The 26,230-nt window shown below is 36.7% G+C and carries 30 protein-coding genes and 4 tRNA genes; 21 read left to right on the top strand and 13 right to left on the bottom strand.

Features of this window, described 5'->3' with window-relative positions; all coding sequences use genetic code 11:
- Window positions 1-65: 65 nt before the first annotated feature.
- Both GM698_RS02085 and rmuC read right to left on the bottom strand, forming a co-directional pair.
- The gene (locus tag GM698_RS02085; protein WP_176808035.1) at window positions 66-650 is read right to left on the bottom strand and encodes an anthranilate synthase component II; all 585 of its coding nucleotides are present in this window, start codon (window positions 648-650) and stop codon (window positions 66-68) included.
- A 60-nt stretch (window positions 651-710) separates the two neighbouring features.
- Window positions 711-2,330: a DNA recombination protein RmuC gene (gene rmuC, locus GM698_RS02080; RefSeq protein WP_245189279.1), complete on the bottom strand. Its 1,620-nt coding sequence runs from the start codon at window positions 2,328-2,330 to the stop codon at window positions 711-713.
- Between the two features lie 84 nt (window positions 2,331-2,414).
- Between rmuC and GM698_RS02075 the strand changes: the two genes are divergently transcribed.
- The 16 genes from GM698_RS02075 to GM698_RS02000 all read left to right on the top strand — a co-directional run bounded on the left by GM698_RS02075 (window position 2,415) and on the right by GM698_RS02000 (window position 11,582).
- Window positions 2,415-3,389 (top strand): aminodeoxychorismate synthase component I, encoded by a 975-nt coding sequence (locus GM698_RS02075; RefSeq protein WP_159629270.1) that lies wholly within the window; start codon window positions 2,415-2,417, stop codon window positions 3,387-3,389.
- Window positions 3,367-3,987 carry an aminotransferase class IV family protein gene (locus tag GM698_RS02070; RefSeq protein ID WP_176808037.1) on the top strand — a complete coding sequence of 207 codons (621 nt, stop codon included), beginning with the start codon at window positions 3,367-3,369 and terminating at the stop codon, window positions 3,985-3,987. The genes GM698_RS02075 and GM698_RS02070 overlap by 23 nt, the downstream gene beginning before the upstream one ends.
- An 86-nt stretch (window positions 3,988-4,073) precedes the next feature.
- The gene (gene recA, locus GM698_RS02065) at window positions 4,074-5,177 is read left to right on the top strand and encodes a recombinase RecA (RefSeq protein ID WP_159629272.1); all 1,104 of its coding nucleotides are present in this window, start codon (window positions 4,074-4,076) and stop codon (window positions 5,175-5,177) included.
- Window positions 5,178-5,234: 57 nt separating this feature from the next.
- Window positions 5,235-5,714, top strand: coding sequence for a recombination regulator RecX (recX, locus tag GM698_RS02060; protein ID WP_176809716.1), 480 nt, complete (start codon window positions 5,235-5,237; stop codon window positions 5,712-5,714).
- Window positions 5,707-6,018, top strand: coding sequence for a N(4)-acetylcytidine aminohydrolase (gene yqfB / locus GM698_RS02055; RefSeq protein ID WP_209289586.1), 312 nt, complete (start codon window positions 5,707-5,709; stop codon window positions 6,016-6,018). The genes recX and yqfB overlap by 8 nt, the downstream gene beginning before the upstream one ends.
- Window positions 6,019-6,027: 9 nt before the next feature.
- On the top strand, window positions 6,028-6,564 hold the full coding sequence (locus GM698_RS02050) for a type I DNA topoisomerase (protein ID WP_209289585.1): 537 nt from the start codon (window positions 6,028-6,030) through the stop codon (window positions 6,562-6,564).
- Window positions 6,565-7,119, top strand: a complete 555-nt coding sequence (locus GM698_RS02045) for a Sua5/YciO/YrdC/YwlC family protein (protein ID WP_209289584.1) — start codon at window positions 6,565-6,567, stop codon at window positions 7,117-7,119.
- 6 nt (window positions 7,120-7,125) lie between these two features.
- A complete protein-coding gene (aroE, locus tag GM698_RS02040; protein ID WP_209289583.1) occupies window positions 7,126-7,950 on the top strand; it encodes a shikimate dehydrogenase in 825 nt (274 codons plus the stop codon).
- A gap of 163 nt (window positions 7,951-8,113) precedes the next feature.
- Window positions 8,114-8,190, top strand: a tRNA-Met gene (locus GM698_RS02035).
- A gap of 2 nt (window positions 8,191-8,192) precedes the next feature.
- Window positions 8,193-8,277 (top strand) — tRNA-Leu (locus GM698_RS02030).
- A 25-nt stretch (window positions 8,278-8,302) separates the two neighbouring features.
- Window positions 8,303-8,377: transfer RNA gene (locus GM698_RS02025), tRNA-Gln, on the top strand.
- 58 nt (window positions 8,378-8,435) lie between these two features.
- A tRNA-Gln gene (locus GM698_RS02020) sits at window positions 8,436-8,510 on the top strand.
- 91 nt (window positions 8,511-8,601) lie between these two features.
- Window positions 8,602-9,240 (top strand): phosphoribosylglycinamide formyltransferase, encoded by a 639-nt coding sequence (purN, locus tag GM698_RS02015; protein WP_176809720.1) that lies wholly within the window; start codon window positions 8,602-8,604, stop codon window positions 9,238-9,240.
- A 139-nt stretch (window positions 9,241-9,379) separates the two neighbouring features.
- Entirely contained in the window at window positions 9,380-10,048 is a 669-nt protein-coding gene (locus GM698_RS02010) for a CDP-alcohol phosphatidyltransferase family protein (RefSeq protein WP_245189278.1), read from the top strand.
- Window positions 10,029-10,655 carry a 1-acyl-sn-glycerol-3-phosphate acyltransferase gene (locus GM698_RS02005; protein WP_209289581.1) on the top strand — a complete coding sequence of 209 codons (627 nt, stop codon included), beginning with the start codon at window positions 10,029-10,031 and terminating at the stop codon, window positions 10,653-10,655. Before GM698_RS02010 ends, GM698_RS02005 begins: the two co-directional genes overlap by 20 nt.
- A gap of 3 nt (window positions 10,656-10,658) precedes the next feature.
- Window positions 10,659-11,582: a phosphatidate cytidylyltransferase gene (locus GM698_RS02000; protein WP_209289580.1), complete on the top strand. Its 924-nt coding sequence runs from the start codon at window positions 10,659-10,661 to the stop codon at window positions 11,580-11,582.
- Window positions 11,583-11,653: 71 nt separating this feature from the next.
- Here GM698_RS02000 and ruvB read toward each other — a convergent pair whose 3' ends face one another.
- The 11 genes from ruvB to GM698_RS01945 all read right to left on the bottom strand — a co-directional run bounded on the left by ruvB (window position 11,654) and on the right by GM698_RS01945 (window position 19,498).
- Complete coding sequence (gene ruvB, locus GM698_RS01995; RefSeq protein ID WP_176808046.1) at window positions 11,654-12,658, bottom strand: Holliday junction branch migration DNA helicase RuvB; 1,005 nt, start codon at window positions 12,656-12,658, stop codon at window positions 11,654-11,656.
- Between the two features lie 10 nt (window positions 12,659-12,668).
- On the bottom strand, window positions 12,669-13,271 hold the full coding sequence (ruvA, locus tag GM698_RS01990) for a Holliday junction branch migration protein RuvA (protein WP_209289579.1): 603 nt from the start codon (window positions 13,269-13,271) through the stop codon (window positions 12,669-12,671).
- Between the two features lie 108 nt (window positions 13,272-13,379).
- Entirely contained in the window at window positions 13,380-14,006 is a 627-nt protein-coding gene (locus GM698_RS01985; protein ID WP_159629280.1) for a LysE family transporter, read from the bottom strand.
- Entirely contained in the window at window positions 14,000-14,482 is a 483-nt protein-coding gene (locus GM698_RS01980) for a phosphatidylglycerophosphatase A (RefSeq protein ID WP_176808048.1), read from the bottom strand. The genes GM698_RS01985 and GM698_RS01980 overlap by 7 nt, the downstream gene beginning before the upstream one ends.
- A gap of 5 nt (window positions 14,483-14,487) precedes the next feature.
- On the bottom strand, window positions 14,488-15,468 hold the full coding sequence (gene thiL / locus GM698_RS01975) for a thiamine-phosphate kinase (RefSeq protein WP_176812330.1): 981 nt from the start codon (window positions 15,466-15,468) through the stop codon (window positions 14,488-14,490).
- A 63-nt stretch (window positions 15,469-15,531) separates the two neighbouring features.
- Entirely contained in the window at window positions 15,532-15,945 is a 414-nt protein-coding gene (gene nusB / locus GM698_RS01970; protein ID WP_176812331.1) for a transcription antitermination factor NusB, read from the bottom strand.
- 79 nt (window positions 15,946-16,024) lie between these two features.
- Complete coding sequence (gene pilQ / locus GM698_RS01965) at window positions 16,025-17,338, bottom strand: type IV pilus secretin PilQ (protein WP_176812332.1); 1,314 nt, start codon at window positions 17,336-17,338, stop codon at window positions 16,025-16,027.
- Window positions 17,339-17,346: 8 nt separating this feature from the next.
- Window positions 17,347-17,757, bottom strand: coding sequence for a hypothetical protein (locus GM698_RS01960; RefSeq protein WP_176808051.1), 411 nt, complete (start codon window positions 17,755-17,757; stop codon window positions 17,347-17,349).
- Between the two features lies 1 nt (window position 17,758).
- Entirely contained in the window at window positions 17,759-18,292 is a 534-nt protein-coding gene (locus GM698_RS01955) for a hypothetical protein (RefSeq protein WP_176808052.1), read from the bottom strand.
- Window position 18,293: 1 nt separating this feature from the next.
- On the bottom strand, window positions 18,294-18,815 hold the full coding sequence (locus GM698_RS01950; protein ID WP_176808053.1) for a hypothetical protein: 522 nt from the start codon (window positions 18,813-18,815) through the stop codon (window positions 18,294-18,296).
- Window positions 18,791-19,498: a competence protein ComA gene (locus tag GM698_RS01945; protein WP_209289578.1), complete on the bottom strand. Its 708-nt coding sequence runs from the start codon at window positions 19,496-19,498 to the stop codon at window positions 18,791-18,793. The genes GM698_RS01950 and GM698_RS01945 overlap by 25 nt, the downstream gene beginning before the upstream one ends.
- Window positions 19,499-19,624: 126 nt before the next feature.
- Between GM698_RS01945 and GM698_RS01940 the strand changes: the two genes are divergently transcribed.
- The 5 genes from GM698_RS01940 to asd all read left to right on the top strand — a co-directional run bounded on the left by GM698_RS01940 (window position 19,625) and on the right by asd (window position 26,128).
- Window positions 19,625-22,174: a penicillin-binding protein 1A gene (locus tag GM698_RS01940; RefSeq protein WP_176812337.1), complete on the top strand. Its 2,550-nt coding sequence runs from the start codon at window positions 19,625-19,627 to the stop codon at window positions 22,172-22,174.
- Between the two features lie 232 nt (window positions 22,175-22,406).
- The gene (gene aroK, locus GM698_RS01935; protein ID WP_159629290.1) at window positions 22,407-22,928 is read left to right on the top strand and encodes a shikimate kinase AroK; all 522 of its coding nucleotides are present in this window, start codon (window positions 22,407-22,409) and stop codon (window positions 22,926-22,928) included.
- 28 nt (window positions 22,929-22,956) lie between these two features.
- On the top strand, window positions 22,957-24,048 hold the full coding sequence (gene aroB, locus GM698_RS01930) for a 3-dehydroquinate synthase (protein ID WP_209289577.1): 1,092 nt from the start codon (window positions 22,957-22,959) through the stop codon (window positions 24,046-24,048).
- The gene (locus GM698_RS01925; RefSeq protein ID WP_209289576.1) at window positions 24,049-24,876 is read left to right on the top strand and encodes a Dam family site-specific DNA-(adenine-N6)-methyltransferase; all 828 of its coding nucleotides are present in this window, start codon (window positions 24,049-24,051) and stop codon (window positions 24,874-24,876) included.
- Between the two features lie 136 nt (window positions 24,877-25,012).
- Entirely contained in the window at window positions 25,013-26,128 is a 1,116-nt protein-coding gene (gene asd / locus GM698_RS01920; protein ID WP_176812339.1) for an aspartate-semialdehyde dehydrogenase, read from the top strand.
- The last annotated feature ends 102 nt before the right edge of the window (window positions 26,129-26,230 follow it).

Here is a 26,230-nt window from a genome sequence, read left to right as displayed (position 1 = left end):
TCTATAAATTTAAAAAAACAAAGGTTTGAATAGGGAATAACTGGCGAATTATAGCGGATTTTTCGTTAAAAATCTTGTTCAATCGCAAGCCAATTTTCTAGCATTTCTTTTCCATATTCGGTGATAAAGGATTCGGGGTGGAATTGCACGCCGAAAATCGGTAAATCCTTGTGCTTAAAAGCCACTAGCACATTTTGTTCGCAGATTGCTGTTGCCACAAGCGGTGTATTTTCGAGAGAATTTTGCAAAATGCCCCAAGAGTGATATAGCCCGATTTGAAACTGCTTCGGCAAGCCGTTAAACATCGGGTTGGGCTCAATTTGGGTAAGTGTGCGTTGTTGCCCGTGGCGGACATTCTCCAAATTGTATAGCGTACCACCGAAAAATTCGCAAAGGGTTTGATGCCCAAGGCAAACGCCCAAAATTGATTTAGTTTGATGATAGCGTTCGAGCATCACAAAAGTCTGCGGATAAGCCTTAGGCACATCAGGGCCAGGAGAAATCAGAATATGGCTGAAGCTTTCTACTTCATCTAAGTTTAGTTCTTCGACTAAAACCACTTTCGCAGATATATTGATTTTGCGAAGTAAATCTACCAAATTGAAGGTAAAAGAGTCGTGGTTATCGATGATTAATAGTTTTTTTTGCATTTGGTTAGTTCTTTGTTATTTCAAATCTCCCCTTCTTTTTTAAAGAAGGGGAGATTTGATCTATTCTTCCAATAATTCCTTTGATACCATTTCCAGTTTGATAGTATCTACTTCGTTTTCAATCAATTCTACCTGTGGGACAAGTTGGCTTGCTTTACTGGAAAGATGCTGAAAACGCTCCACTTTGCCAAGTAATCCCCTTCGCCCAACAAGCGATGTAACGGCTTGATTATATTGATTATTTGCTGTGTTTAGCGTGTTCCCTAATTTGGCTAAACGATCCGCTATAACACACACTTGATTATAAATTTCACCCGCTTTTTCGCTGATTTCTCGGGCTTCATTATTACCTCGTTCAATACGCCATAAGTTTGCCACTGTACGTAAAATCGGCATTAACGTCGTGTGAGAAACTAAAATCACGTTGCGTTCATAACCGAAGTTAAATAGTTGCGGATCGTGCTTCATCGCTTCAATATACGCAGCCTCAATTGAGACAAACATCAGCACAAAATCGGGGCTTTTAATGCCAAGCAAGGCACTGTAATTTTTCTTTGATAAGCCCTCAATATGATTTCTCAAAGAGCGGCAATGCTCGTCCAATGCTTGTGAAATTGCAAAATTTTCCTTAGATCTGACCGCTTGATCGTACGCCAATAGCGACACTTTACTGTCAAGAATCAGATGTTTTTGATCGGGCAGATGTACCACGAAATCAGGCGCAAAGCGTCTGCCTTCTTCATCACGAAAACTTTCTTGAGATTGGTAGTGTTCACCCGCTAGCAAACCTGCTGATTGTAACGCCGTTTCAAGCTGTACTTCGCCCCAGTTGCCTGCAACTTTGTTATTCCCTTTCAGGGCATTTGTGAGGTTTTGTGCCTCTTCTGACATCGACACCCCAATTTGTAACACTCGCTTAATTTCCGCCTCCAAATTTGCTGAGCCTTTGAGCGATTCACTATGCACTTCATTCACACGTTTTTGAAACCCCTCAATTTGCTCTTTGAATGGTTTGAGCAAAGCTTCAAGCGAACTTTGATTCGTTTCGCTAAATCGCTTGCTTTTTTCATCTAGAATTTGCTGTGCCAGATGTTGAAACTCCACATTAAGTTGTTGTTTTACTTCAATAAAATTACGTTGTTGCTGTTCAAAATTTGCTTGCTTTTCCGAAAGCATAGTACGTACTGCGGTCAGCTCGTTTTGCATTTCATTTAAACGACTAGAAATTGATTGATTTTCCTTCTCTTTTTGAGAAAGTGAACTCTGACTAAATTGTAGCTGTTCTTCCAAATTTTCTACTTTAGTTTGTGAAGACCCCATACGTTCTTTGAGTTCATTGATATAGCGTTCCAACTCACTGTGTTGCTGTTCGGCGATCTCAATTTTTTGTTGAAAACGTTGTAATTGTTCATTTCGTTCACTTAAATTTTCGCTTATAGCTTCATATTTTGTTTGTTGCTGTACTGCCCATTGCTCAAGCTGATTTTTCTCTTGAACTAAAACCTCATATTTTTGTTGAATTTGAGTGAAATCTGTGTTGGTTCTGTTAAGATCTTGGTTTAACTCATAAGCATCTCGCTGATAACGAGATTTTAAGAAAAAAAGATAAATGCTAATCAGCATACAGATAGCGAGGGCAATATAGCTCCAAATGTCTTGAAAATTAATTGGTGTATTCATAGGTAAAACCTTTTTTAAAAAATGCTTTTCAAAATGATTGCTTTGCATTATAACAGAGCTTTTACATATTAAGCATTTCACCTTATGCAAGATTTTATAAACAAAGCTAATCAATATGGCAAAGTTAAACGCCCCTTTTTCTTCGTTATTGATTTTGAGCAGGAAAAGCCTCTCCTTTTTCCGCTTGAAGAAGCACAGGCAAGCGGTCTTTTTTTTGACTTTTTTTGTAAATCTAATATACAAAAGCGTTTTGAAAAAGCCTCTCAACTTTTCGAATTCTCAACAAATCCAATTACTTTTAGCGAATACCAAAAAGGATTTGAGCGAGTCAAAAAGGAGATTCAGGCTGGCAATAGCTATTTGCTGAATTTAAGCTATCCAACAGCGATTGAAACTAATTATTCGTTGTCTGAGATTTTTGCGAATAGCCAGGCAAAATATAAATGTTATTTGCAAAATGAGTTTGTTTGTTTTTCGCCAGAATGCTTTGTACGGATTGAACAGAACCGCATTTTTTCTTACCCAATGAAAGGCACAATGAATGCAGATGAAGAAAATGCGGAACAGAAATTAATGGCATCAGAAAAAGAGTTTACGGAACATAACACCATTGTGGATTTGATCCGAAACGATCTGGCCTTAGTTGCAAAAAACATTGAAGTAACGAAATATCGTTATGTAGAGAAAATTCAAACTCATCGTGGCGCCATTTTGCAGACAAGTTCAGAAATCTGTGGCGAACTTGCCGAAAATTGGCAAGAAAATATCGGATCTATTTTAGCTATGTTACTACCTGCAGGCTCAATTAGTGGCGCGCCAAAAGAGAAAACCGTTTCTATTATTCAGCTGGCAGAACGAGGCAAACGTGGTTATTACACGGGCATTTTTGGCTATTTCGATGGCGAAAGTTTAGAAAGTGCGGTAGCAATTCGCTACATAGCCAAAACGCCAAACGGACTGGTATTCCATAGTGGTGGCGGCATTACCTCACAAAGCGTGCTAGAAGAGGAATATAATGAGATTTTAGAGAAAGTGTATGTGCCAATTTCCACTTTTTGAAACCGTTTCGATTATTGATGGGCAAATACAGAATCTGCCTTATCACCAACAACGTTTTCAACAGGCTGTTCGAGAGTACTTTGGTTGCGAGCCTACATTTACCCTTTTACAGATTTTGCTTGTACCAAACACTTATCAGAAAGGTAAAGTGCGGTGTCGAATTGATTATAATGCCACAGAATTTGAGATAAAATTTTTTGATTATTCACCAAAACAGGTACAGCGTTTTCGCTGTGTAGAGGTAGAAAATTGGGATTATCACTTAAAATTTAGTGATCGTAAGCAGTTTGATTTTCTCAATATTTTGCAAAATGAGGAAGTGATTATTATCAATAACGGCAATGTAAGTGATTGCTCAATGGGTAATTTGCTCTTTCTGAAAGCAGGTATTTGGTATAGTTCACAAGATTATCTGTTAAAAGGCACTCAATTAACCCGATTGCTAGAGCAACAAAAGGTGCATTTAATTAAAATAATCAAAGCTGATTTGGGAGAATATGAAAAAATTATGCTCATCAATGCTCTTAATCCATTTGATGAATCAAGAGCATTACTCTGTTCACAAATTTATTTTTGTGATCTCGATCGAAAATCTTAAAAAAAGACTTGCAACTGGATAAGCATATACTATAATAATATACAGTTGTTTTACGCATAAACGTTTATCATTTCAAAGGACAAAATATGGCAGAGAAGAAAAGTCAAAAAAGTACACCTGTAAAACAGGTTGAACCAGAACAAAAAGAAAAGGCACTTGCTGCTGCATTAGCTCAAATTGAGAAACAGTTCGGCAAAGGCTCAATTATGAAGCTAGGTGATACTCAAACATTAGATATTGAGGCTGTTTCAACAGGTTCTTTAGGTTTAGACTCCGCATTAGGTATCGGTGGTTTGCCAATGGGGCGTATTGTTGAGATTTACGGTCCAGAATCTTCAGGTAAAACAACTTTGACTTTATCTGTTGTGGCTCAAGCACAGAAAAATGGTAAAACTTGTGCTTTTATTGATGCGGAACACGCACTTGATCCTGTTTATGCTCGTAAATTAGGAGTAGATACAGATGGGTTATTAATTTCACAACCAGATAACGGTGAGCAAGCATTAGAAATCTGTGATGCATTAGTTAGGTCTGGTGCGGTGGATGTAATTATTGTCGATTCTGTTGCAGCCCTTACGCCTAAAGCAGAAATTGAAGGTGATATGGGCGATTCACATATGGGATTGCAAGCACGTTTAATGTCACAAGCATTACGTAAATTAACGGCAAATATTAAGGCTACAAATTGTTTAGTTATCTTTATTAACCAAATTCGTATGAAAATTGGTGTGATGTTTGGTAACCCAGAAACCACAACAGGTGGTAACGCGTTAAAATTCTATGCTTCTGTACGTTTAGATATTCGCCGCTCTGGTGCAGTAAAAGATGGCGATGAAGTTATTGGTAGTGAAACCAAAGTGAAAGTAGTGAAAAACAAAGTTGCACCACCATTCCGTGAGGTTCATTTTGATATTATGTATGGTGAAGGGATTGCACGAACCAATGAATTATTGATTCTTGCAGAAGCAAATGGCTTTATCAAAAAAGCTGGCGCTTGGTTCTCTTATGAGGGCGAGAAAATTGGTCAGGGTAAAAACAATGCAATCAAATGGTTGAAAGAACACCCTGAAATAGCAGAAAAAATAGAAAAAGATGTTAGAGATTTATTGATTGCTAATCCAAATTTGGTTTCTACTCAAGAATCTGAAAACTCAGATGATAGTGAAGAATTTAACGAAGAAGAACTATAATTAATCAGATTTATGCGGTTTTCACATTCAGAGAAAATCGCATTTTTATTTCAATTTATGGAAACAATTTCTACAACTAAAACAAATAAATACACAGCGGCTAACTATTTATTATATTTACTGTCAAAACGTGATTATAGTGAGCAAGAGCTTCGCCAAAAACTTAAGCAAAAAGAGTATGATCTTGATGAGGTTGAGAATGCGATTAAAAAAGCACAAGCTAATAATTGGCAAAGTGATGAACGTTTTTGTGCGGCTTTTATTCGATACCGCTCAATGCAAGGGATTGGTCCCCGTCGGTTGAAACAAGAATTAAAGCTCAAAGGCGTTAAAGATTGGTTAATTAGCCAAGAACTTGAAAAGGCAGAAGTAGATTGGTTTGAGTTAGCTGAGCAAATTTTTGAGAAAAAACGACCGCTAGTATGGAATTTGAAAGCAAAACAGAAAATGTGGCGTTTTATGTTAAGTCGTGGTTTTTATAATGACCATTTCAGCCATTTGATGCATTTGGACTATGAGAATAGTGAATATGAGTAGAGATAAAATTACCTTTTTTAGTCGATTTGAAGCGGATATTTTAAGCGGTAAAAAAAACATTACAATTCGAGATAAATCGGAATCCTACTTTCGTTCGAATCAAGAATTAGCGGTCTTTACTAACGAAACGGATAGATTTTTTGCTAATATCAAGATACTTTCTGTGACACCTATTCAATATGATGAGTTAAACGAACAGTATGCTCAGCAAGAGAATATGAGCTTAGCGGAGTTGAAAACGGTTATTCGAGAGATTTACCCGAATGATAATGCATTTTTTGTGATCCACTTTGAATTGATTTAGCTTAAAACTATGACACTTTTTAAATCCACCAAGCAAGTTGAGCTATGTCCACAGTGTAATTCTCCTCTACAACTTAAGCAGGGTAAGAAGGGCTTGTTTCTTGGGTGTTCTATTTACCCAGAGTGCGATTATATTAAGCCATTACACCAAGCTAATCATATTATTAAAGAGCTAGATGAATGTTGTTCTGAATGTGGACATCATCTCCAATTAAAGCAAGGTATCTATGGTATTTTTATTGGTTGCAGCAATTATCCTGAATGTAATTTTATCGTTCAGGAAGAAGCAGATGTGGCAGAAGAATTTAGTTGCCCTGAATGCAAACAACACAAATTACTGGTCAGAAAAGGACGTTCAGGTAGAACTTTTTATGGCTGTGCTGGTTTTCCAAATTGCAAATTTACCTTAAATACAAAGCCGATTAAATATGAATGTGAAAAATGCGGTTATGAGTTAGCAATTATCAAAAAAATTAAAGGTAAGCAATATTATATTTGTGCTAATAAAAATTGCGAAGCACGAACACAAAAAGAAGCAGAATTTTAGATGAATAATTTTTTAGAGATAGTTAATCAATTAAGGCAAGAAGAAGTTGTTGCTTATCCTACTGAAGCTGTTTTTGGCTTAGGCTGTAATCCACAAAGTGAAAAAGCGGTGAGAAAATTACTTGATTTGAAACAACGATCCGAAGAAAAAGGCTTAATCTTATTAGCCTCAGATTTAAAATATCTACTGCCTTATATTGATGAAACACGAATGACAGAACATTCTTGGCAACAGCTAAAGCAAATAAGCAAGCAAGCTATTACTTGGATTGTGCCAGTGAAAAATAGTGTGCCGAGTTATCTCACCGGTAAATTTGATTCTATTGCAGTACGTTTATGTTATGTACCCGCAGTAATGGAATTGTGCGAAGCTACGGGGTTTGCCTTGACTTCCACTAGTGCTAATTTGACTGGTCAACCATCTTGTCGAACCGTTCAAGAAGTGAAAGCGCAGTTTGGAGAAGATTTTCCTATATTGAGAGCAGACACGTTAGGCAGAGAAAATACCTCTGAAATTAGAGATATTTTCACCCAACAGATTTTTAGACAAGGATAATCTAAGATGAATCAATATGCCGTTTGGGGTAACCCAATTGCTCAAAGTAAATCGCCTCGAATCCATCAGCTTTTCGGCTTACAAATGCAACGCAATATTGAATATGTAGCTAAGTTGGGAGACGAAATTACCTTTGAGAAACAATTAGCGGAGTTTTTTCAATTAGGGGCAAAAGGCTGTAATATCACGTCTCCGTTTAAGGAGCGAGCATTTGCAATGGCGGATGAATATAGCGATAGCTGTTTATTAGCTGAGTCGTGTAATACACTTAAACGCTTGGAAGATGGCCGTTTATATGCAGATAATACGGATGGAAAAGGTTTGGTTGCTGATTTGAAGCGTTTAGGTTGGTTAAAAGTAGGGCAAAAAACCTTAATTTTAGGAGCTGGTGGTGCAACCAAAGGCGTGCTTCTTCCACTCCTTCAAGCTGGATTAGAAATTAGTATTTATAATCGTACAGAAGATAAAGCGGTGATTTTAGCTGAAAAATTTACAAAATTTGGCAGAATTCAGACCGCTTGTTTAGAAGAGATAGCAGAGCAGCAGTTTGATTTGATTATTAATGCCACTTCGTTAGGTTTGCAAGGTAAATATGTAGAGTTGCCGAAAAGTCTAATGGCGTCAGCAAAAATTTACGATATGCAATATGCTGTTGGTATGAAAACCCCTTTTCTCAATTATGCGAGAAATTGTGGTTCCACAGAATATCAAGATGGATTAGGTATGCTTGTTGGGCAGGCGGCTTTTGCGTTTGCGTTGTGGGAAGATGAATTCCCAGATATTGAACCAGTGCTAATGCAATTAAAACAAGAGATGCAATCTGCTAAATAGTAGATAAGCTATTATTTTATAAACAAAAATTGTTTGATTCTAATTAAAATGATGAATATGTATACAAGCGAGCTAAAAAATCAAATTTTTTAAGAAAAAGTATTTGACGGAAAGCACTAAAATTAGCATAATGCACTCCGTTAACCGAATGGTGAACGCAAATGGCTACATAGCTCAGCTGGTTAGAGCACAACACTCATAATGTTGGGGTCGCAAGTTCGAATCTCGCTGTAGCCACCATTGCGGGACTGGCGAAATTGGTAGACGCACCAGATTTAGGTTCTGGCGCCGAGAGGTGTGTGGGTTCAAGTCCCTCGTCCCGCACCATTTATCGATTAACAAAAATTAGTGTTGGGGTATCGCCAAGCGGTAAGGCACCGGGTTTTGATCTCGGCATCCCTAGGTTCGAATCCTAGTACCCCAGCCATCTAATTTCAATTTTTCCAATCTAATAGTTAGGCTAACGTAAGTTAGTTTTTTTCATTTGGGGTATCGCCAAGCGGTAAGGCACCGGGTTTTGATCTCGGCATCCCTAGGTTCGAATCCTAGTACCCCAGCCATCTTATTTTCCTTCTTTATTTTTAATTTCTGTACTGAAAATTTAATTCAAGGCATAATATAGCCATAATTAATTTTGAATAAGTAATGAAAATGAAAAAATTTGTGGTATTAATTTCAGGTAATGGTTCTAATTTACAGGCAATTATTGATAGTCAGAAATCAGCTAATGCAAGCGGTCAAATTTGCGGTGTAATTTGCAATAAGGCAGATGCGTATGGTTTAGTGCGAGCTAAAAAGGCAGGTATTCCAACCTTTGTATTTTCTCGTAAAGATTATGAAAGTAATTTAGCAATGGATTTCGCTATTGCAGAACAAATTGAGAAGCTAGGGGCGGAGTTAATTGTTCTGGCAGGCTATATGAAAATTTTAACACCTGAGTTTACCCAGCGTTTTGAGGGGAGAATTCTGAATATTCACCCTTCATTATTGCCAAAATATCCAGGATTAAATACATATCAAAGAGCGATCGAGGCTGGTGATTCTGAACACGGTACAACTATTCATTTTGTTAATGAGGAAGTTGATGCTGGAGCGATTGTGTTGCAAGCTAAAGTACCTATTTACCCTAATGATGAAGTTGAAGATGTGGTAGCTCGTGTGGTTGAGCAGGAGCATCAATATTATCCGTTGGTAGTTGAGTGGTTTTGTTCGGGACGTTTACTTGCTGAAAACGGAAAAGCTTATTTAGATGGGAAAGAGCTCTCTTCAACAGGTTATGCCGAGGAGTAATTGTCCGATCATTAGCCAAGAATAAAAGAGGCTAGAAATGCAGTTTCTTGTTATATATTTTACAAATTAGAGGTTAAAATCAACCGCTTTGTAAATAGAGGTTAAGCTTGAAATCGTTTTATGTTAAAAAGGAAAAATGATGTCAGAGTATTTTGAAAATAGGGTAGAAAATCGCCGCCCGTTAAGTTCTCGCAACAATAAATGGCTTGCAGGGTTTGCGGCTTGGCTTGCCCGTAAAAGCTTCCCAACACCTAATCAAATTTCGTGTTTAAGTATGTTGTTTGCCTTATTAGGTGCAGCAACTTTATTTTTTAGTCAATCTATTTCGGCTCTGATTTTCTGTGCTTTGATGGTGCAAATGCGTCTGCTATGTAACCTGTTTGATGGAATGGTAGCAGTAGAAGGCGGAAAGAAAACCGCAAATGGAGCAATTTTTAATGAATTTCCAGACAGGGTGGCAGACAGTCTATTCTTAATTGCATTAGGCTATGCTACACCATTTTTCTGGTTAGGCTGGCTGGCAGCATTGTTGGCGGCTTTAACTGCCTATATTCGTATCTTTGGCGGAAGTTTAGGATTACCGCAACGTTTTCAAGGTCCGATGGCAAAACAACAAAGAATGGCAGCAATCACGGTGGGTTGTTTGCTTGCTGCGGTAGAAATCTATTTTAATTTAACCGCTTATACACTTTCTGCAACCTTAATTATTATCACACTTGGCACCGCTTATACTTGCTATGTTCGTACAATGGCGATTTCAGCCGAACTTAATTCTTTGGAGAAACAGAATGAAAAGGTTACTCGCTAAATTTATTGACCATATTATTTGCTTTTTTGCCTCTTTTATTACGGGTGTTCGTCCTCAACAATTAACTAAAAATAGCGTACCGACGGTTTATTACGCAAATCATCATAGCCACGGTGATTTTATCTTAGTTTGGATTTCATTACCGCAACATTTACGCCTAAAAACCCGCCCTGTTGCTGGGGCGGATTATTGGCAGAAAGGAGCTATTCGCTGTTTTATTGCGAATGCTGTTTTTAATGTATTGTTGGTAGAACGTAACAGTGATAATCCGCAACTTGCGATTGAAAATATGGCTAACCGGCTTTCAACAGGCGAAAATCTGATTATTTTCCCGGAAGGTACACGTAATTTAAGTGAAGAAGTACTACAACCTTTTAAAAGTGGGATTTATCATCTCGCCAAACAACAAGCTAATATTCAATTTGTACCGGTCTGGATTGATAATATGAAACAAGTTTTACCAAAAGGAACAATTTTGCCTATTCCGCTAATGTGCCAGGTTCGTTTTGGTGAAGCAATTTCATTGCAAGAAGGCGAAGAAAAAGCCGATTTTATCGAACGCACACGTCAAGCGTTGCTTGCTCTTTCCCCAACGCATAAGGAGTAAATAATGACAATGAGTACAATTTTTCTCTCTTTTTTCGGGATTTTAGTGCTAGCTTCGGCAATTGGCTTTGTGCTTAAAAAACGTAAAGGCAATACGAATACCATTGAGAATTTAAATGCTCGTATCTATGCCTGGTGGGTAATGCTTTTTGTGTTGTTATTTGCTTTTGCATTCGGGCAAAACGGCTCAATTTTGCTCTTTTTCCTTATCTCTTTTGCTGCATTGCGAGAGTTTATGACGCTGGTCTATCAAGACAGGCACGACTATTACGCCTTAGTAGTCTGTTTCTATTTACTACTACCGATACAATACTATTTTGTGTGGACAGAATGGTATGGAATGTTCTCTATTTTTATTCCTGTTTATGGCTTTTTATTATTGCCGATTGTAGGGAGCTTAACAGGCAAAACCGAGCATTTTTTAGGGCGTTCAGCCAAAATTCAATGGGCGGCGATGATTAGTATTTTCTGTCTTTCGCACGTTCCAGCATTGCTTACCTTAAATGTTCAAGGATTAGATAAAAATCAAAATATCCAACTGCTGATTTTCTTAATTGCAATTGTTCAATTAAGTGATGTATTGCAGTACATTTGGGGCAAATTAGTCGGTAAACGTAAAATTATGCCAAGTCTATCGCCATCTAAAACAGTTGCCGGCACAGTAGGGGGTATTTTAAGTGCAACTGCTATTGCAATCTTGCTTGCTCCTATTACACCATTCTCAACGTTACAAGCAGGTGTTATTGGTTTTGTGATTTGTTTAATGGGCTTTTTTGGCGGATTGGTGATGTCTGCAATTAAACGAGATTATGGCGTAAAAGATTGGGGCAGAATGATTAAAGGACACGGCGGAATGTTAGATAGAGTAGATTCAATTTGTTTCTCTGCTCCTGTGTTCTTCCATATTGTGAGGTATTATTGGACATAGAGAACAATTTACAAGCGGTCGTTTTTGCCTAAAATTTTGCAAATTTTTACACAAAAATAACCGCTTGTGAGTTAATCAATTTTAGTCATACCAAGGTGTGCATAAGTTCTATTCGTCGCAATTCTGCCTCTTGGTGTGCGTTGTAGAAAGCCTTGTTGAATGAGATAAGGCTCTAGCACATCTTCAATTGTATCTCGCTCTTCTCCGATAGCCGCCGCAAGGTTATCTAAACCCACTGGCCCTCCATCAAAGCGTTCTACAATGGCTTGTAGTAATTTAATGTCCATAAAATCAAATCCTTCAGAATCTACATCAAGCATTGCTAAGGCTTGCTTTGCAATATCAGACGTAATAATACCGTTATTGCGAACATCGGCATAATCTCGTACACGGCGGAGTAGGCGGTTGGCAATACGAGGTGTGCCACGAGAGCGGCGAGCGACTTCATAAGCGCCATCTGCTGATAAATTTAGATTGAGGCAGTCGGCACTGCGTTTAACAATTAACGTGAGATCGTCGACTGAATAAAACTCCAATCGTTGTACAATACCAAAACGATCTCGTAATGGTGAGGTGAGTGATCCAGCACGCGTAGTTGCCCCCACTAAGGTAAAAGGGGGTAAGTCGAGCTTAATTGAGCGTGCGGCGGGGCCTTCGCCAATCATAATATCAAGTTGATAATCTTCCATTGCGGGGTAAAGCACTTCCTCAATAGCGGGCGAGAGGCGGTGGATTTCATCAATGAAAAGAACATCGTAGGGCTCAAGATTAGTCAGCATTGCAGCTAAGTCGCCAGCTTTCTCTAACACTGGACCAGAAGTGGTTCGGATATTCACGCCCATTTCATTTGCCACAATATTGGCAAGGGTTGTTTTACCTAAACCAGGTGGCCCGAAAATAAGTAAATGATCGAGAGCTTCATCACGCAATTTAGCGGCTTTAATAAAGATTTCCATCTGATCACGGACAGAAGGCTGCCCAACATAATTAGCGAGCAATTTAGGGCGAATTGCACGGTCGATGACTTCTTCCTCACGTTTTGGTGAGGCACTGATGATTCTATCTGCTTCAATCATAATTTAATGTTTATAACGAATTTTTTAATGCCTCACGAATGAGCTGTTCACTTGTTGCGTTAGATTTATTGACTTTCTTAATCATTTTTTCTGCATCGGATGGTTTATAACCTAACGAAATGAGAGCATCAAGGGCTTCATTCGCTGGATCTGGCGTATGATTTACTATAGTGTGATCTGAAGCTTCAACAAAGAAGTCAGTTTGCTCAATGCCTTTAAATTTTCCTTTTAGCTCAACAAGTAAACGCTCGGCGGTTTTTCGTCCAATTCCTGGAATTTTAGTTAATTTTGTTAACTCTTCCTGTTCAATGGCGGTCACAAATTGTGAAACTGACATTGCTGAAAGAATAGCGAGTGCAAGTTTTGGACCGACTCCATTAGTTTTAATCAGTTCACGAAATAACGATCTATCTTGTTTTTGCGAAAAACCAAAGAGCAAGTGAGCATCTTCACGCACTACTAAATGAGTAAAAATAGCGGTTTCATCACCTATTTGTGGCAGGTTGTAAAAACTCGTCATTGGGAGCAGTAGCTCGTAGCCTACACCCTGCACATCGAGTAAAATTTCTGGTGGCTGTTTTTCAATAATTTTGCCCTGTAATCGTCCTATCATTGTTTTATCCGAAAGTTAGAGTTGGCAGTAGCATAGCAGAAACTGTATAAAATAACACTGTTTTTTCTGTGCGGATTTTGCAAATTTTTTGTCAAAAACGACCGCTTGTTATTTAATGAGATGGGTAAATCCTTCATAAATCAACATCAGCCCAAACAGCATAAAAATTATGCCTGAGATGTTATCAATATAGCGGCTATATTTGGCATAGAATTGTCTTATTGGGCGGCGAGAAAAGAGCAGTGCAACCACACAAAAATAAGCCAATGTGCTGATAACAAATAAAAAGAGTAACTCAAACATTTGTGATGTTTTTGTAAAATTGCCTAAATAAGCAGAAATAACGCTGGTAAAGTAAATTCCTGCTTTAGCATTGAAAATGTTGATGAATAAGCCTTTTCGGATTTCTTCACAGTTCTTTAGCGGTGTGAGTGTGGTTTTATGTTCTGTAAAAGTAATGCTTGCAGTTACTCTTACCATTTTTGAGCCTATATAAATAAGGTAGCAGCCACCTATCAGCATAATGCTATATTGGAAAATTTCGCCGATATTTTTGCTTAACCAACTTAATCCGAAAATGGCGAAACTTGCCCAGAAAATAATGCCAAGAGAAATGCCGATTGCGGCTAAAAAGCCTTTTTTAATTGAATGGCTTGCAGATTGCCTTACAACATAAAAGAAATCAGGGCCAGGGCTTACTAGCCCTGCTAAGTGAATAAATAAAATCGTCAGCATAGTGAGATAAAATAGTACAAAATATACAGTGAAGCGAGTGCGAAAATAGCGGCGAGAATATCATCTAACATAATGCCTAAGCCGCCTTTTAATTTTTCGTCGAAATAGCGGATTGGGAACGGTTTGATAATATCAAATATTCGGAAACTGATAAAAGCCAGTACATAGCTTAATAGATTATATTCAGGTAAATAAGCGAACATTAGAAAGATAGCCGTAATTTCGTCCCAAACAATTCGCCCATCATCGTGAATATTGAGGTCTTGGCTGGCTGTTGTACAAATATAGCAACCCGCAATAAAACTAACCAGCGTTAGAAAAATAAAAAATAAGCTAGATTGAGCGATTGTCCATAAGATAATGGAAAGTATTATGCCGACAAGGCTTCCCCAAGTTCCTGGAGCAGGCGTTAGCAAGCCTGAGCCAAATCCAAAGGCAATAAAATGAATGGGATTTTTAAGATCAATTGGTTTCATTGTATTTATTTTTTGAAATGGTCAAATCCACTTTTAGCGGGCAATCTTACTGCTTCATTATGACGTAATAAGGTTAATCCTTCTTTGGCTGAGCGAATTTGCCCGATGCAAGTATAATTTACACCGATGTTAGTTAAGGCTTTTTCTAATTTTTGTTTGTTATCGTTATGAACAGTAAAGCAAAGCTCGTAATCTTCTCCACCACTTAATGCAAACTGTTCGGCTTTTTCTTTTGAGTAGCAATTTAATAGCGATTCAGAAAGTGGCAAATCATCGAGGTTTATGATGGCACCACAGCGACTGCGTTTTAGAATATGGCCTAAATCAGAGAGTAAGCCATCTGAAATATCAATTGCTGCATTAGCAATAGAGGCAATAGTCAGACCAAGCAATACTCTAGGTGTTGGACGTAAATGACGTTGAATAAGGTAGCTTTCATCTTTATTCCAATTTACGTTGTCTGTTTTTTGATTGAGTAATAATTGTAAACCACCTGCACTGTCACCAAGTGTTCCTGAGACATAGATCCAATCGCCAATTTTGGCATTATGGCGAAATAACGCTTTATCTTGTGGCACAATCCCTTGTGCGGTAAGAGTTAAGGATAAATGCCCTTTAGTGGTGTCGCCACCAATCAAGTCAACATTATAATGATCTAAAATATTAAAGAGATGTTTACTAAATTCAGCAAGCCAGTTATGATTAATTTCAGGTAAGGTTAAGGCTAAAGAGATCCAAGCAGGTTCTGCACCCATTGAAGCAAGATCGCTTAAATTTACCGCTACACATTTATAAGCAAGATCGGCTGCTGAAATTGTAGGGAGAAAATGAGTGCCACAAACTAAAGTATCTGTTGTGATTGCAAGTTGTTGATTTAGTTTAAGTGAAGTAACAGCACAGTCATCGCCAATAGCCAGCACCACATCTCTACGGGCTGGGCGTTGAGACGCATTGAAATAACGTTCGATAATATCAAATTCACCCATAAAATATCCTTAAATTTTATGCTCAACAAAATCCCCAATTTTAGCTAAAAATTGGGGAATATTTTATTTCCTACCGAGTGCGGGTGCTAATTTATCTAAAATACCGTTGATATATTTGTGGCTGTCATCGGAACCGAATACTTTTGCCACCTCAATACCTTCATTGATTGCCACACGGAAAGGCACATCCTCTTCAAATTTCAGTTCATAGCCAGATAGGCGAAGAATGGAACGCTCGATAGGATCAATGTCGTTCTCGTGACGATCTAAAAAAGGACGCAATGCCTCATCAATTGCCTCAACATTATTTACAACACCACGAAAAAGTTTACGGAAATAAGGCATATCCACACCTTTCATATCCTGATCGGCAATAAACGCTAATTCCACTTCTTCAACTGTATTTTTAGAAATATACCAAGAATAAATGGCTTGTATTGCACACTCTCTTGCACGACGACGTGGGGAAACTTTCATAAAACCTCTAAATCTGTAACACAAAAAATGACGGCTGATTTTATCACAGTTCCCCTATTTTTGCTCACGTTTATCTTGGCTATTTTGATTTTTTCACACCACCTAATTTTTCATTTGATTGAATAATGTAAGGGGTAACAAAAATCACAAGTTCTCTTTTGCTAATTTTATCTCGAGTTTGGCTAAATAAGCGTTTGATAAAGGGAATTGAACCTAAAATAGGTACTTTATCTTCTCCTTTTTGCGTTAAATGTTGGAAAACTCCGCCTAAAACGATCGTTTCGCCGTGTTTCGCAAAAACTTGTGTATTCAATTCTTGTTTATCAATAGTCACTAAGCCACTACTGCCTGATTGCGAATTAGGAGAATTTTGAGTAACAATCAGATCGAGTAATATTTGATTTTCAGTCGAAAGATGAGGAATAACTTCTAAGCCCAGCACGGCTTCTTTAAATTCCACATTAGTAGCTTCCGATTTTTTATTGTACATCACATAAGGAATTTCTGTCCCTTGTTTGATACTCGCTGGTTTTTTATTCGTAGTCAAAAGGCGAGGGCTGGCGATAATTTCTACACTATTTTCTTGCTCTAAGGCACTCAATTCCAGATCCAGTACTCGGCTATTAATAGAAGCGACTTGTAAAACTGCTGAAGCACCATTCGTAACAGGAAAACTCACATTGAGATTATTAGCAACATTGCTTAATCCGTTACTTTCAAGTCGCCCACCAAATTTATAGTGATCAGCCCCTTTTGAGAACATTCCCCAACGCACCCCCAATTCTTGTAAATGTTCACTGCTGATTGTGACAATGCGTGCTTCAATTGCAATTTGCTCAGTTGGTTGGTCAAGCTGTTTAACTAACTTTTCTATGTGTTGAAGTGATTTTGTACTGTCTTTGATAATTAAACTATTACTTCGCTCATCAAAATGGATATAGCCATTTTCAGATAAAAAAGTACCGCTGCCTTTTGTTAAAGATTCAATCACTTCTGAGGCTTTAGCATAATGTAGTTTTATTGTTTTAGTAATGAGTTTGGGTGTGGTAACAAGCGGTGTATTTTCTATATTATTTTGCAAATGAGCGATTGGAATTGTTTTTAAATCGGTCAATTTTTCTTCTTTTTTACTGATATAAATAACATCACCTTCTTGATGTAGCGATAATTTATTCATTGTGCTTATTACTTTGAATATATCGTCAATGGATTTATTTTCTAATCTTAATGTTGATTTTGTTTGAATATTATCATCTAAAACAATATTTTTTCCTATTTCTTCGGATAAATAAGTCAAAATGGTTGCAGTGGGTGCATTTTTCACAGCAAGAGAAATTGTGTTAGCAAATGCTAATGAGGAGCTAATAAATAAAAAAAGAAAAATTCTAAACATACTAACCTCTATAATTTTAAGGTGATTTCGTAAGGCATATTACAATCTTGAGTTAATTTCCAATTAATATAAGTTATTGATTTAAGATTAATGTTTTTTATTTCAATTTCTTTATTAACTAAATCCGTTTCTTTAAATTCAAATAACTGCTCTTTTTCATCAATAAATAAGGCACTAAAATTTTGATTAATCTTAATTATTCCAATAAGTTTCAGCTTCTCAAAATCTGCCTCTAAATTTAAGTGAGATTTTCTTTCTATAGGCTGACAAGCGGTTAATTTTTCCAAATTTTTTGTAATTTCCAACGTCGTGTTAATTGTATCGGATTCATTTTTTATATGAGATTGTTCACCAAAAAATGGATCTATAGCTAATACACTCGAACTAATAAATAAAAAAGAGAGTAAATAGTTACGCATATTATTCCTTATTTGTTATAACCACTAATATGGCATTTAATTCAATTTTTTTGTTTTGAGTAGATTTGGTTAAAGTGAGTAAGTTATATTTTAAATAGTTGGTTTTATTTATTTCATTAATAAAGCTAAACAGTAAATGACTATTGCCAACTATTTTTAACTCAATGCTTTTCCCTTGTTCTAAATTCCAATTTAGACTATTAATATTTAGGTGATATTTTTGAGCAATTTTCTTTATTGTATTATTAATGGTGGTTAAGTTATAGTCTGTTTTTTCACTTTTGCCTTTATTAAATAAACTCTTGTATGAGGTCTTCTGATACTCAAGTTCTTTATTTTGGATTTCTATTTTTTCTAATAAATTATTAATTTCTAAGTGATTTTTTATTATGTAAGTGATTGGTAGTACTATAAATGTAATAAATATAGATAATTGTATGATTTTCTGATATTTCTTAATGAGATATATAGCTTTAAAAAGATTACTGCTTGGGTTGGAGTAAATATCGTTAATTTTATTTTTAATTAAGATCATATTAGCTCGCTTTATACTTTATATTAAAAACAAAGGTGATTTCATTTTTATGATTTACACTCACTGATTCTGTTTTTGTTTCAACAAAATCTTGGTTATATAGATATTGTTCTAACTTTTTAAAATCATCTTCCTCACTTAAATTGCCACTTATTTTTAAATGTAGCTCGTTTTCTTGATGGATTTGTATTACTTCTATCCCCCCTCTTTTTAATGGTAATTTATTAATAAGTGTTAGTAATTTTGCTAGTTGATTATTTTCAGCAAAAGATAAAATATTATTTTCTCCACTTTGCAGAAGTAAGATTTTATTTTTAAATTCTAATGCCTCATTCTTTTTCTGCTCTAACTGTTGTGTGAGAATATTTATATTTGTATTTTGGTTTGAACCATAAAATATAAGGTATAAGCTGATAATGCCCGTGAATAACACAATGTAAGTGATATTTTTGATACTGCTATAAGCAATGTGTATCCATTTGCGTTTTTTATTATCGCTTAAATCAATACCTTGCCATTCCATAAACTTGCTCCAAGTGCGAGACAATAAAGTTGTTTATCATCATCAGATTGTATATCAATATCAGTAATGGAAATGTTAGATAAATGAATACAATCTTCAGGTGCTATTTCATAAAAATAGAGCTCTGTTTCAGTAAATTGGCATATTTTTTCCTTAAAAGAGAAACTAAAAGATTTTTTAGTATCATATTCACTCATTAAATAAAAAAGACCTCTCATATAACAATGAAGCTCGCAATCTAATATACTGCTAAATTGGTTTAAACTTTCGGCATACTTTTTATTTATTGCATAGATGATAATTCTATCAAGATTGTTATTACTACTCGGAAATCGCTGATAATCAAAATTAAGTAATTCAATAGCAAGCGGCTGTTCATTTTTTAAAATCAGAATAATTTGTCGGTGTAATTGGATCTCATCAAGATTTTTCGACATAAAAACAGTTTTTCTCCAAATGTATTGGTAGGGAATAGCACGTACGAGGCTAAAATTTTTACCGGATTTTGCCATATCTTTTTGCATTATTGTTTGAATAGCAGATTCAAGTCCTTCTCTCTTTTTCTGCCAAAATACATTGAATGTATTTTCCTCATTTTTGACTAAACAATAATATTGTTCATTTTCGCTTAAGCCAATAATAGTAGGCTGTAAAGGCTTTTTTGATGATTTAAGTAATTTCATAATCGCTACAGTTAAGTAAAATTTATGGTAATTTAGTTAGGCTAAATCAGCGTTTTCGCTTATACTTAGTAACTTAATATTCGCTTTAAATTTATATTTAGTCATTAACCAAAAGAGATTTTTTCGATGCGGATCGCAAAAATAATATTTAGTGCTTTACTTTCACTGCTAATTTTAGGTGGGGTAATTGGCGGTTTACTTTATATGCACATCAAGTCTGATTTGCCTGATGTGGCAACACTTAAGAATGTTCAGTTGCAGCAACCAATGCAGATTTTTACCTTAGATGGTAAATTAATTGGTGAAGTAGGGGAAGAACGCCGTATTCCTGTCAATCTTGAAGAGGTGCCTCCAATGCTGATAAAAGCGATTTTAGCTACAGAGGATGCGCGTTTTTATGAACATAAAGGGATAGATCCTAAAGGTATTATGCGTGCAGTTTGGCGTATCAGTCAGGGTGACAGACAAGGTGCGAGTACTATTACTCAGCAGTTAGCGAAAAACTTTTTCTTAACACCTGAGCGTAGCCTTGAGCGTAAAGTGAAAGAGGCTATTCTTGCATTAGAAATTGAGCAAGTGCTAACGAAAGACGAAATTTTAGAGCTTTACTTAAATAAGATTTATTTGGGATATCGCTCATATGGTGTTGTTGCAGCAGCAAAAACCTATTTCAATAAAGCGTTGAAAGATTTAACACTTTCTGAAATTGCAATTATTGCAGGTTTGCCAAAAGCACCATCAACGATGAACCCGCTTTATTCCGTAAAACGTGCTGAAGAGCGTCGTAATATCGTTTTAGGACGAATGCTTGAAACCAGAGATATTACCAGAGATGAATACGAAAAAGCGAAAGCAGAGCCGATTGTTGCTAATTATTATGGTGCAGCGTTAGAGTTTCGTGCTGATTATGTTACAGAGATGGTTCGTCAAGAAATTGTAAAACGTTATGGTGAAAATATTGCTTACAATAAAGGCTTAAAAGTTTATGCAACGGTGCTTTCAGCTGATCAAAAAGCGGCACAAGATGCATTACGTGATAACTTGATTGATTATGATCGTAAACATGGCTGGCGTGGTGCTGAAAAATTATGGACAGGAAGTGAAGCTTGGGATGATGAGAAAATTATCGAGTATTTAAGTAAATTGCCAAAATCAGAGCCTTTTACGCCAGCGGTAGTAATGCAAGCAGATAAATCGAAGTATGCTATTTTATTAGCAAATGGAGATACGTCCACTTTAAAACGTACTAATGCTTCTTTTGCTCCTAAAGGGCTAAAAGTGGGTGAACAAATTTGGGTGAGACAAAATAAAAACAAAGAGTGGGCTTTAGGTCAAATTCCAGAAGTAAACTCTGCTTTAGTTTCAATTAATAGTGAAAATGGAGCCATTGAAGCTATTGTTGGTGGTTTTAGTTTTGAGCAGAGCCGTTTTAATCGTGCAACTCAATCTGTAGTGCAAGTGGGATCTGCGATTAAGCCATTTATTTATACAGCAGCAATGAATAAAGGTTTAAGTCTTTCTACTACAATCAGCGATGGTCAGATTGTCATTAAAAAGAAAGGACAGAAAGAATGGAGACCTAAAAATGCCGATGGAGTTTATGGTGGACCAGTAAGGGTAAGAGTTGCGTTAGGTAAGTCTAGAAATATGGTGGCAATTCGCGTGTTACAAATGGCTGGAATTGATTATGTCGCCGACTATTTACAACGTTTTGGCTTTAACCCTAATCAATATGTAGCGACAGAATCTCTGGCATTAGGTGCCGCTTCTTTCACGCCATTAGAAATGGCCCGAGCTTATGCCGTATTTAATAATGGTGGTTATTTAATTGAACCATATATTATTGATCGCATTATTGATGCTCAAGGCTATGAGCTTTATCAAGCGAATCCTGTTGTCGCTTGTTTACTTTGTAATCATCCTGTTATTTATTCTGAACCGCAATATTTCGATTCCGTAAAAATTCACGATGAAACACAGGTTGGCACTATGCCTACAACAACATCTAATAACAATGAAGAGGTTGTTGAAGATATCACTGATATAGAACCTGAATTACAAGCCGATAACGCTGAAAAAAGTGCACCTAGTTTAATGGCAGAGTCTTCTCACCACATTAAAGGATTACGCTATGCACCGCATGTTATTAGTAATGAATTAGCATTTTTAATGCGTAGTGCTTTAGCTACCGCTGTTACTGGCGAGCCTGAATATGGTTGGAGAGGGACGAGTTATAAAATGTTAAACACAATTAAGCGTGCTGATGTAGGTGGTAAAACAGGTACAACTAATAATGCAAAAGCAACCTGGTATGCTGGCTTTGGTGCAGATATTTCAACCGTAGTTTATGTTGGCTTTGATAATAATAAACGTTTAGGTAAAGGCGCTTCAGGCTCAGCCACAGCATTGCCAGCTTGGACGAACTATATGAAAGTTGCATTAGCGGATAAAAAGGTTGAAAAAGAGATTGTGCCAAAAAATATTGTTGAGGTGAAAATTGATCCTAGCAGTGGTTTTTTAGGCGATGGTCGTAAAGAGTTCTTTATTAAAGGAACTGAGCCCACAAAACGCTATGTGATTGAAAGAGGTTATACGGAAAAACCTCCAATGCAAACTTCTCCAGATCAATTAGGGCTTCCGCCGTCGGGTGGAGCACAAAGTGGTGAGTTATTCTAAAAATTACAAGGAATATGCTCTTAAAAGTTGAAAAATAGGGGTGTTTTTTGCGATAATAACGACCAATTTTACTTTGGGCGATTTGTGAGTTTATTTGTATATTCTTTAGTCAATAAATCAATTTTATTGCAATTTTTATAAGAAATCAGACCGCTTGTATAACAAGCGGTCATTTTTTCTTTTAATTTCACAAATCAGATGTTTATAAATTTTAATAATAGAAGAAGAAATAATGGCTGAAAAACGTAATATTTTTTTAATTGGGCCGATGGGTGCTGGAAAAAGCACAATTGGTCGTCAGCTTGCTCAAACATTGGGTATGGAATTTTTAGATTCTGACAGTATTATCGAAGAAAGAGCTGGTGCAGATATTGATTGGATTTTTGATGTTGAGGGAGAAGCTGGTTTTCGAAAACGTGAAGAGCGTATTCTAAATGAATTAACGCAAAATTATGGTATTGTGCTTTCAACGGGCGGTGGTTCTATTTTATCAAAAGATAACCGCAATGTGTTATCAGCTCGTGGGATTGTAATCTATCTAGAAACAACAGTAGATAAACAATTCGAGCGTACTCAGCGTGATAAAAAACGCCCGTTATTGCAAACCGAAGATCCACGTAAAACCCTTGAAGATCTGGCAGCGATTCGTAACCCTCTTTATGAAGAAATTGCAGATATTACTATCCACACGGATGAACAAAGTGCAAAAGTAGTCGCAAACCAAATTATTGATATGATGGATAATTTACAGTAAATAAGGCTTGAAAAGCAGGAGCTAAGTTATGTTACAAGTTAATGTTGAACTGAAAGAACGAGGTTATCCAATTACTATTGGTGAAGGGTTACTCAAGAATCCTAATAGCTATAGCCCTTTAAAAGCAGGCGATAAAGTGATGATTGTCTCCAATCCAACGGTTGCTGAGTATTATCTTAGTCTTGTTACTGAAGCTTTAACTAAATTAGGCTGCAAAGTAGATTCTGTATTAATTCCGGATGGTGAAGAACATAAAACGCTTGATTCATTGAACCTAATTTTTACTGCATTGTTAGAAAAAAATCACAACCGTGATAGCACTTTAATTGCTTTAGGTGGCGGAGTCATTGGCGATGTGGCGGGCTATGCGGCGGCTTCTTATCAGCGTGGCATTCGTTTTATTCAAATCCCTACTACTTTATTAGCACAAGTTGATTCCTCGGTTGGCGGTAAAACAGCCGTTAATCATCCTCTTGGCAAAAATATGATTGGTGCTTTCTATCAGCCTGTTTCGGTGATTATTGATACCAACACACTTCACACCTTACCAAAAAGAGAAGTGAGTGCAGGTTTAGCAGAAGTTATTAAATATGGTGCCATTTTTGATATTGCTTTTTTTGAATGGCTAGAAAGCCATATTGATGGTTTAGTTAGATTAAAACAAGATGAGCTTGAATATTGTATTCAACGTTGTTGTCAATTAAAAGCAGATGTTGTTGCTCGTGATGAAACAGAAAAAGGTGAGCGTGCTTTACTTAATCTTGGGCATACTTTCGGTCATGCTATTGAAGCTCGAATGGGCTATGGTGTATGGCTACATGGTGAGGCCGTCGCTGTTGGAATGCTTGAAGCTGCTGCTTTATCGCATATTCTTGGTGATTTAACAGAGGTAGATGTCGCTCGTTTAGAAAAATTACTGGCGAGATCAAATTTACCCACCATTTCGCCAGATGGTATGGAGCCTATGGAGTACTTGCCTTATATGTGGCGGGATAAGAAAGTGCAATGTGGTCAATTGCGTTTAGTTTTACTGAAATCGCTAGGGCAAGCGTATGTTTTTGCAAAAGCAACGGAAGAGCAAGTATTAGCAGCTATTGAGCGTTTTACTCAGCGAAATTAAATGAGCCATTCTAAACACCGAGCCTTTTTAAAATGGGCTGGCGGTAAATATCGCCTAATTCCAGATATTCAGACACATTTGCCCCAAAAGGCTTACTTGGTAGAGCCCTTTGTTGGTGCTGGCTCGGTGTTTCTTAATACTGACTTTGAACACTATATTTTAGCTGATATTAATCCTGACTTAATCAATCTATTCAATGTAGTAAAAGCAGATATTGAGCATTATATCGCTCAAGCAAAATTACTTTTTCTACACCCTCAAGCAAATACAGAAGCCTTTTATAAAGCACGTCGTGCCGAGTTTAATCGTTCTAAAGATATTTTTCGCCGCTCGGTGATTTTTCTCTACTTAAATCGTTTTGGTTATAATGGGCTTTGTCGTTATAACCAAAAGAAAAGGTATAATGTGCCATTCGGGCGTTATAAAACACATTATTTCCCAGAAAAAGAATTACATTTTTTTGCAGAAAAAGCACAGAAAGCAACTTTTATTTGTGCAGATTTTGAACAGGTTTTTGAGATGGTAAAAAATAGCTTAATAGATTGTGCTATCTATTGTGATCCTCCTTATGCTCCTTTATTGCAAGAGAGCAATTTTACCCAATATGCAGGCGGGGGATTTAGCTTATTACAGCAAACTCGTTTGGCAAATTTAGCTCAAGAAATGAAAGATCAGGGAATTCCTGTATTGATTTCAAATCACGATACTGATTTTACTCGCTTGCTCTATCAATCGGCGAAAATTACGGAAGTACAAGTTCAACGCTCAATTGGGCAGAAAGTAGATTCTAGGATTAAAGTCGGTGAATTATTTGCGTTGTTTAATTAAGTGATTGCAAATTTTTTTAAAAATATGACCGCTTGTACAGCGATATAAAACGTGGTCAATAAAAATATTGATTTTTAAGTTAAAATCCTGTATCTATTCGAGTTTTAATAACAATAACTTTTTAGGAGCAAACACAATGCAAAACGTAGGTTTTATCGGCTGGCGTGGAATGGTCGGTTCAGTATTAATGGATCGTATGGTAGAAGAAAATAATTTTGCCAATATCAATCCAATTTTTTTTACAACATCGCAAGCAGGTCAAAAAGCCCCTGTATTTGGTGGTAAAGAGGCAGGTGAATTAAAAAACGCCTTTGATATTGAAGAACTCAAAAAATTAGACATCATTGTAACCTGCCAAGGTGGTGATTATACAACCGAAGTGTATCCAAAGTTAAAAGAAAGTGGCTGGAATGGATATTGGATTGATGCAGCCTCCACTTTACGAATGAAAGATGATGCAATTATCGTATTAGATCCGGTAAACCAGCACGTTATCGCTGAAGGCTTAAAAAACGGAATTAAAACGTTTGTAGGGGGTAACTGTACTGTCAGTTTAATGCTTATGGCAATTGGTGGCTTATTTGAAAAAGATCTAGTGGAGTGGGTTTCTGTTGCAACCTATCAAGCTGCTTCTGGTGCTGGTGCGAAAAATATGCGTGAATTACTTTCACAAATGGGTGAATTGCGTGATTCTGTTGAGACTGAATTAGCAAATCCTGCTTCTTCAATTTTGGAGATTGAACGTAAAGTCACGGAAAAAATGCGCTCTTGCGATTTCCCAACAGAAAATTTTGGTGCAGCATTAGGCGGTAGCTTAATTCCTTGGATTGACAAATTATTACCTGAAACAGGGCAAACAAAAGAAGAATGGAAAGGCTATGCCGAAACCAACAAAATTTTAGGTTTAAGCGATAACCCTATTCCAGTTGATGGTTTGTGCGTGCGTATTGGTGCATTGCGTTGCCACAGTCAAGCCTTCACGATTAAGCTGAAAAAAAATCTGCCACTAGCGGAAATTGAGCAAATTATTGCTGCGCATAATGAGTGGGTTAAAGTTATTTCAAACGATAAAGAAGCTACATTACGTGAATTAACACCAGCTAAAGTAACGGGGACATTAAATGTGCCAGTAGGGCGTTTACGCAAATTAGCGATGGGAGATGAGTACTTGGCGGCATTCACAGTAGGTGACCAATTATTATGGGGGGCCGCTGAGCCTGTACGCCGTATTTTAGTGCAATTAACTCAATAGTTTATTTTAAGAATTTATACAAGCGGTCTGATTTTGTCATTTTTTTGCAGAATTTGACCGCTTGTTTGTTATAATTATTTTCATCTTATTTGACTTTTAGAT

Origin of the sequence: Mannheimia sp. ZY171111 (assembly GCF_017750945.1) — a bacterium.
Lineage (GTDB): Bacteria > Pseudomonadota > Gammaproteobacteria > Enterobacterales > Pasteurellaceae > Mannheimia > Mannheimia pernigra.
This window is presented reverse-complemented; position numbering and strand designations above follow the sequence as displayed.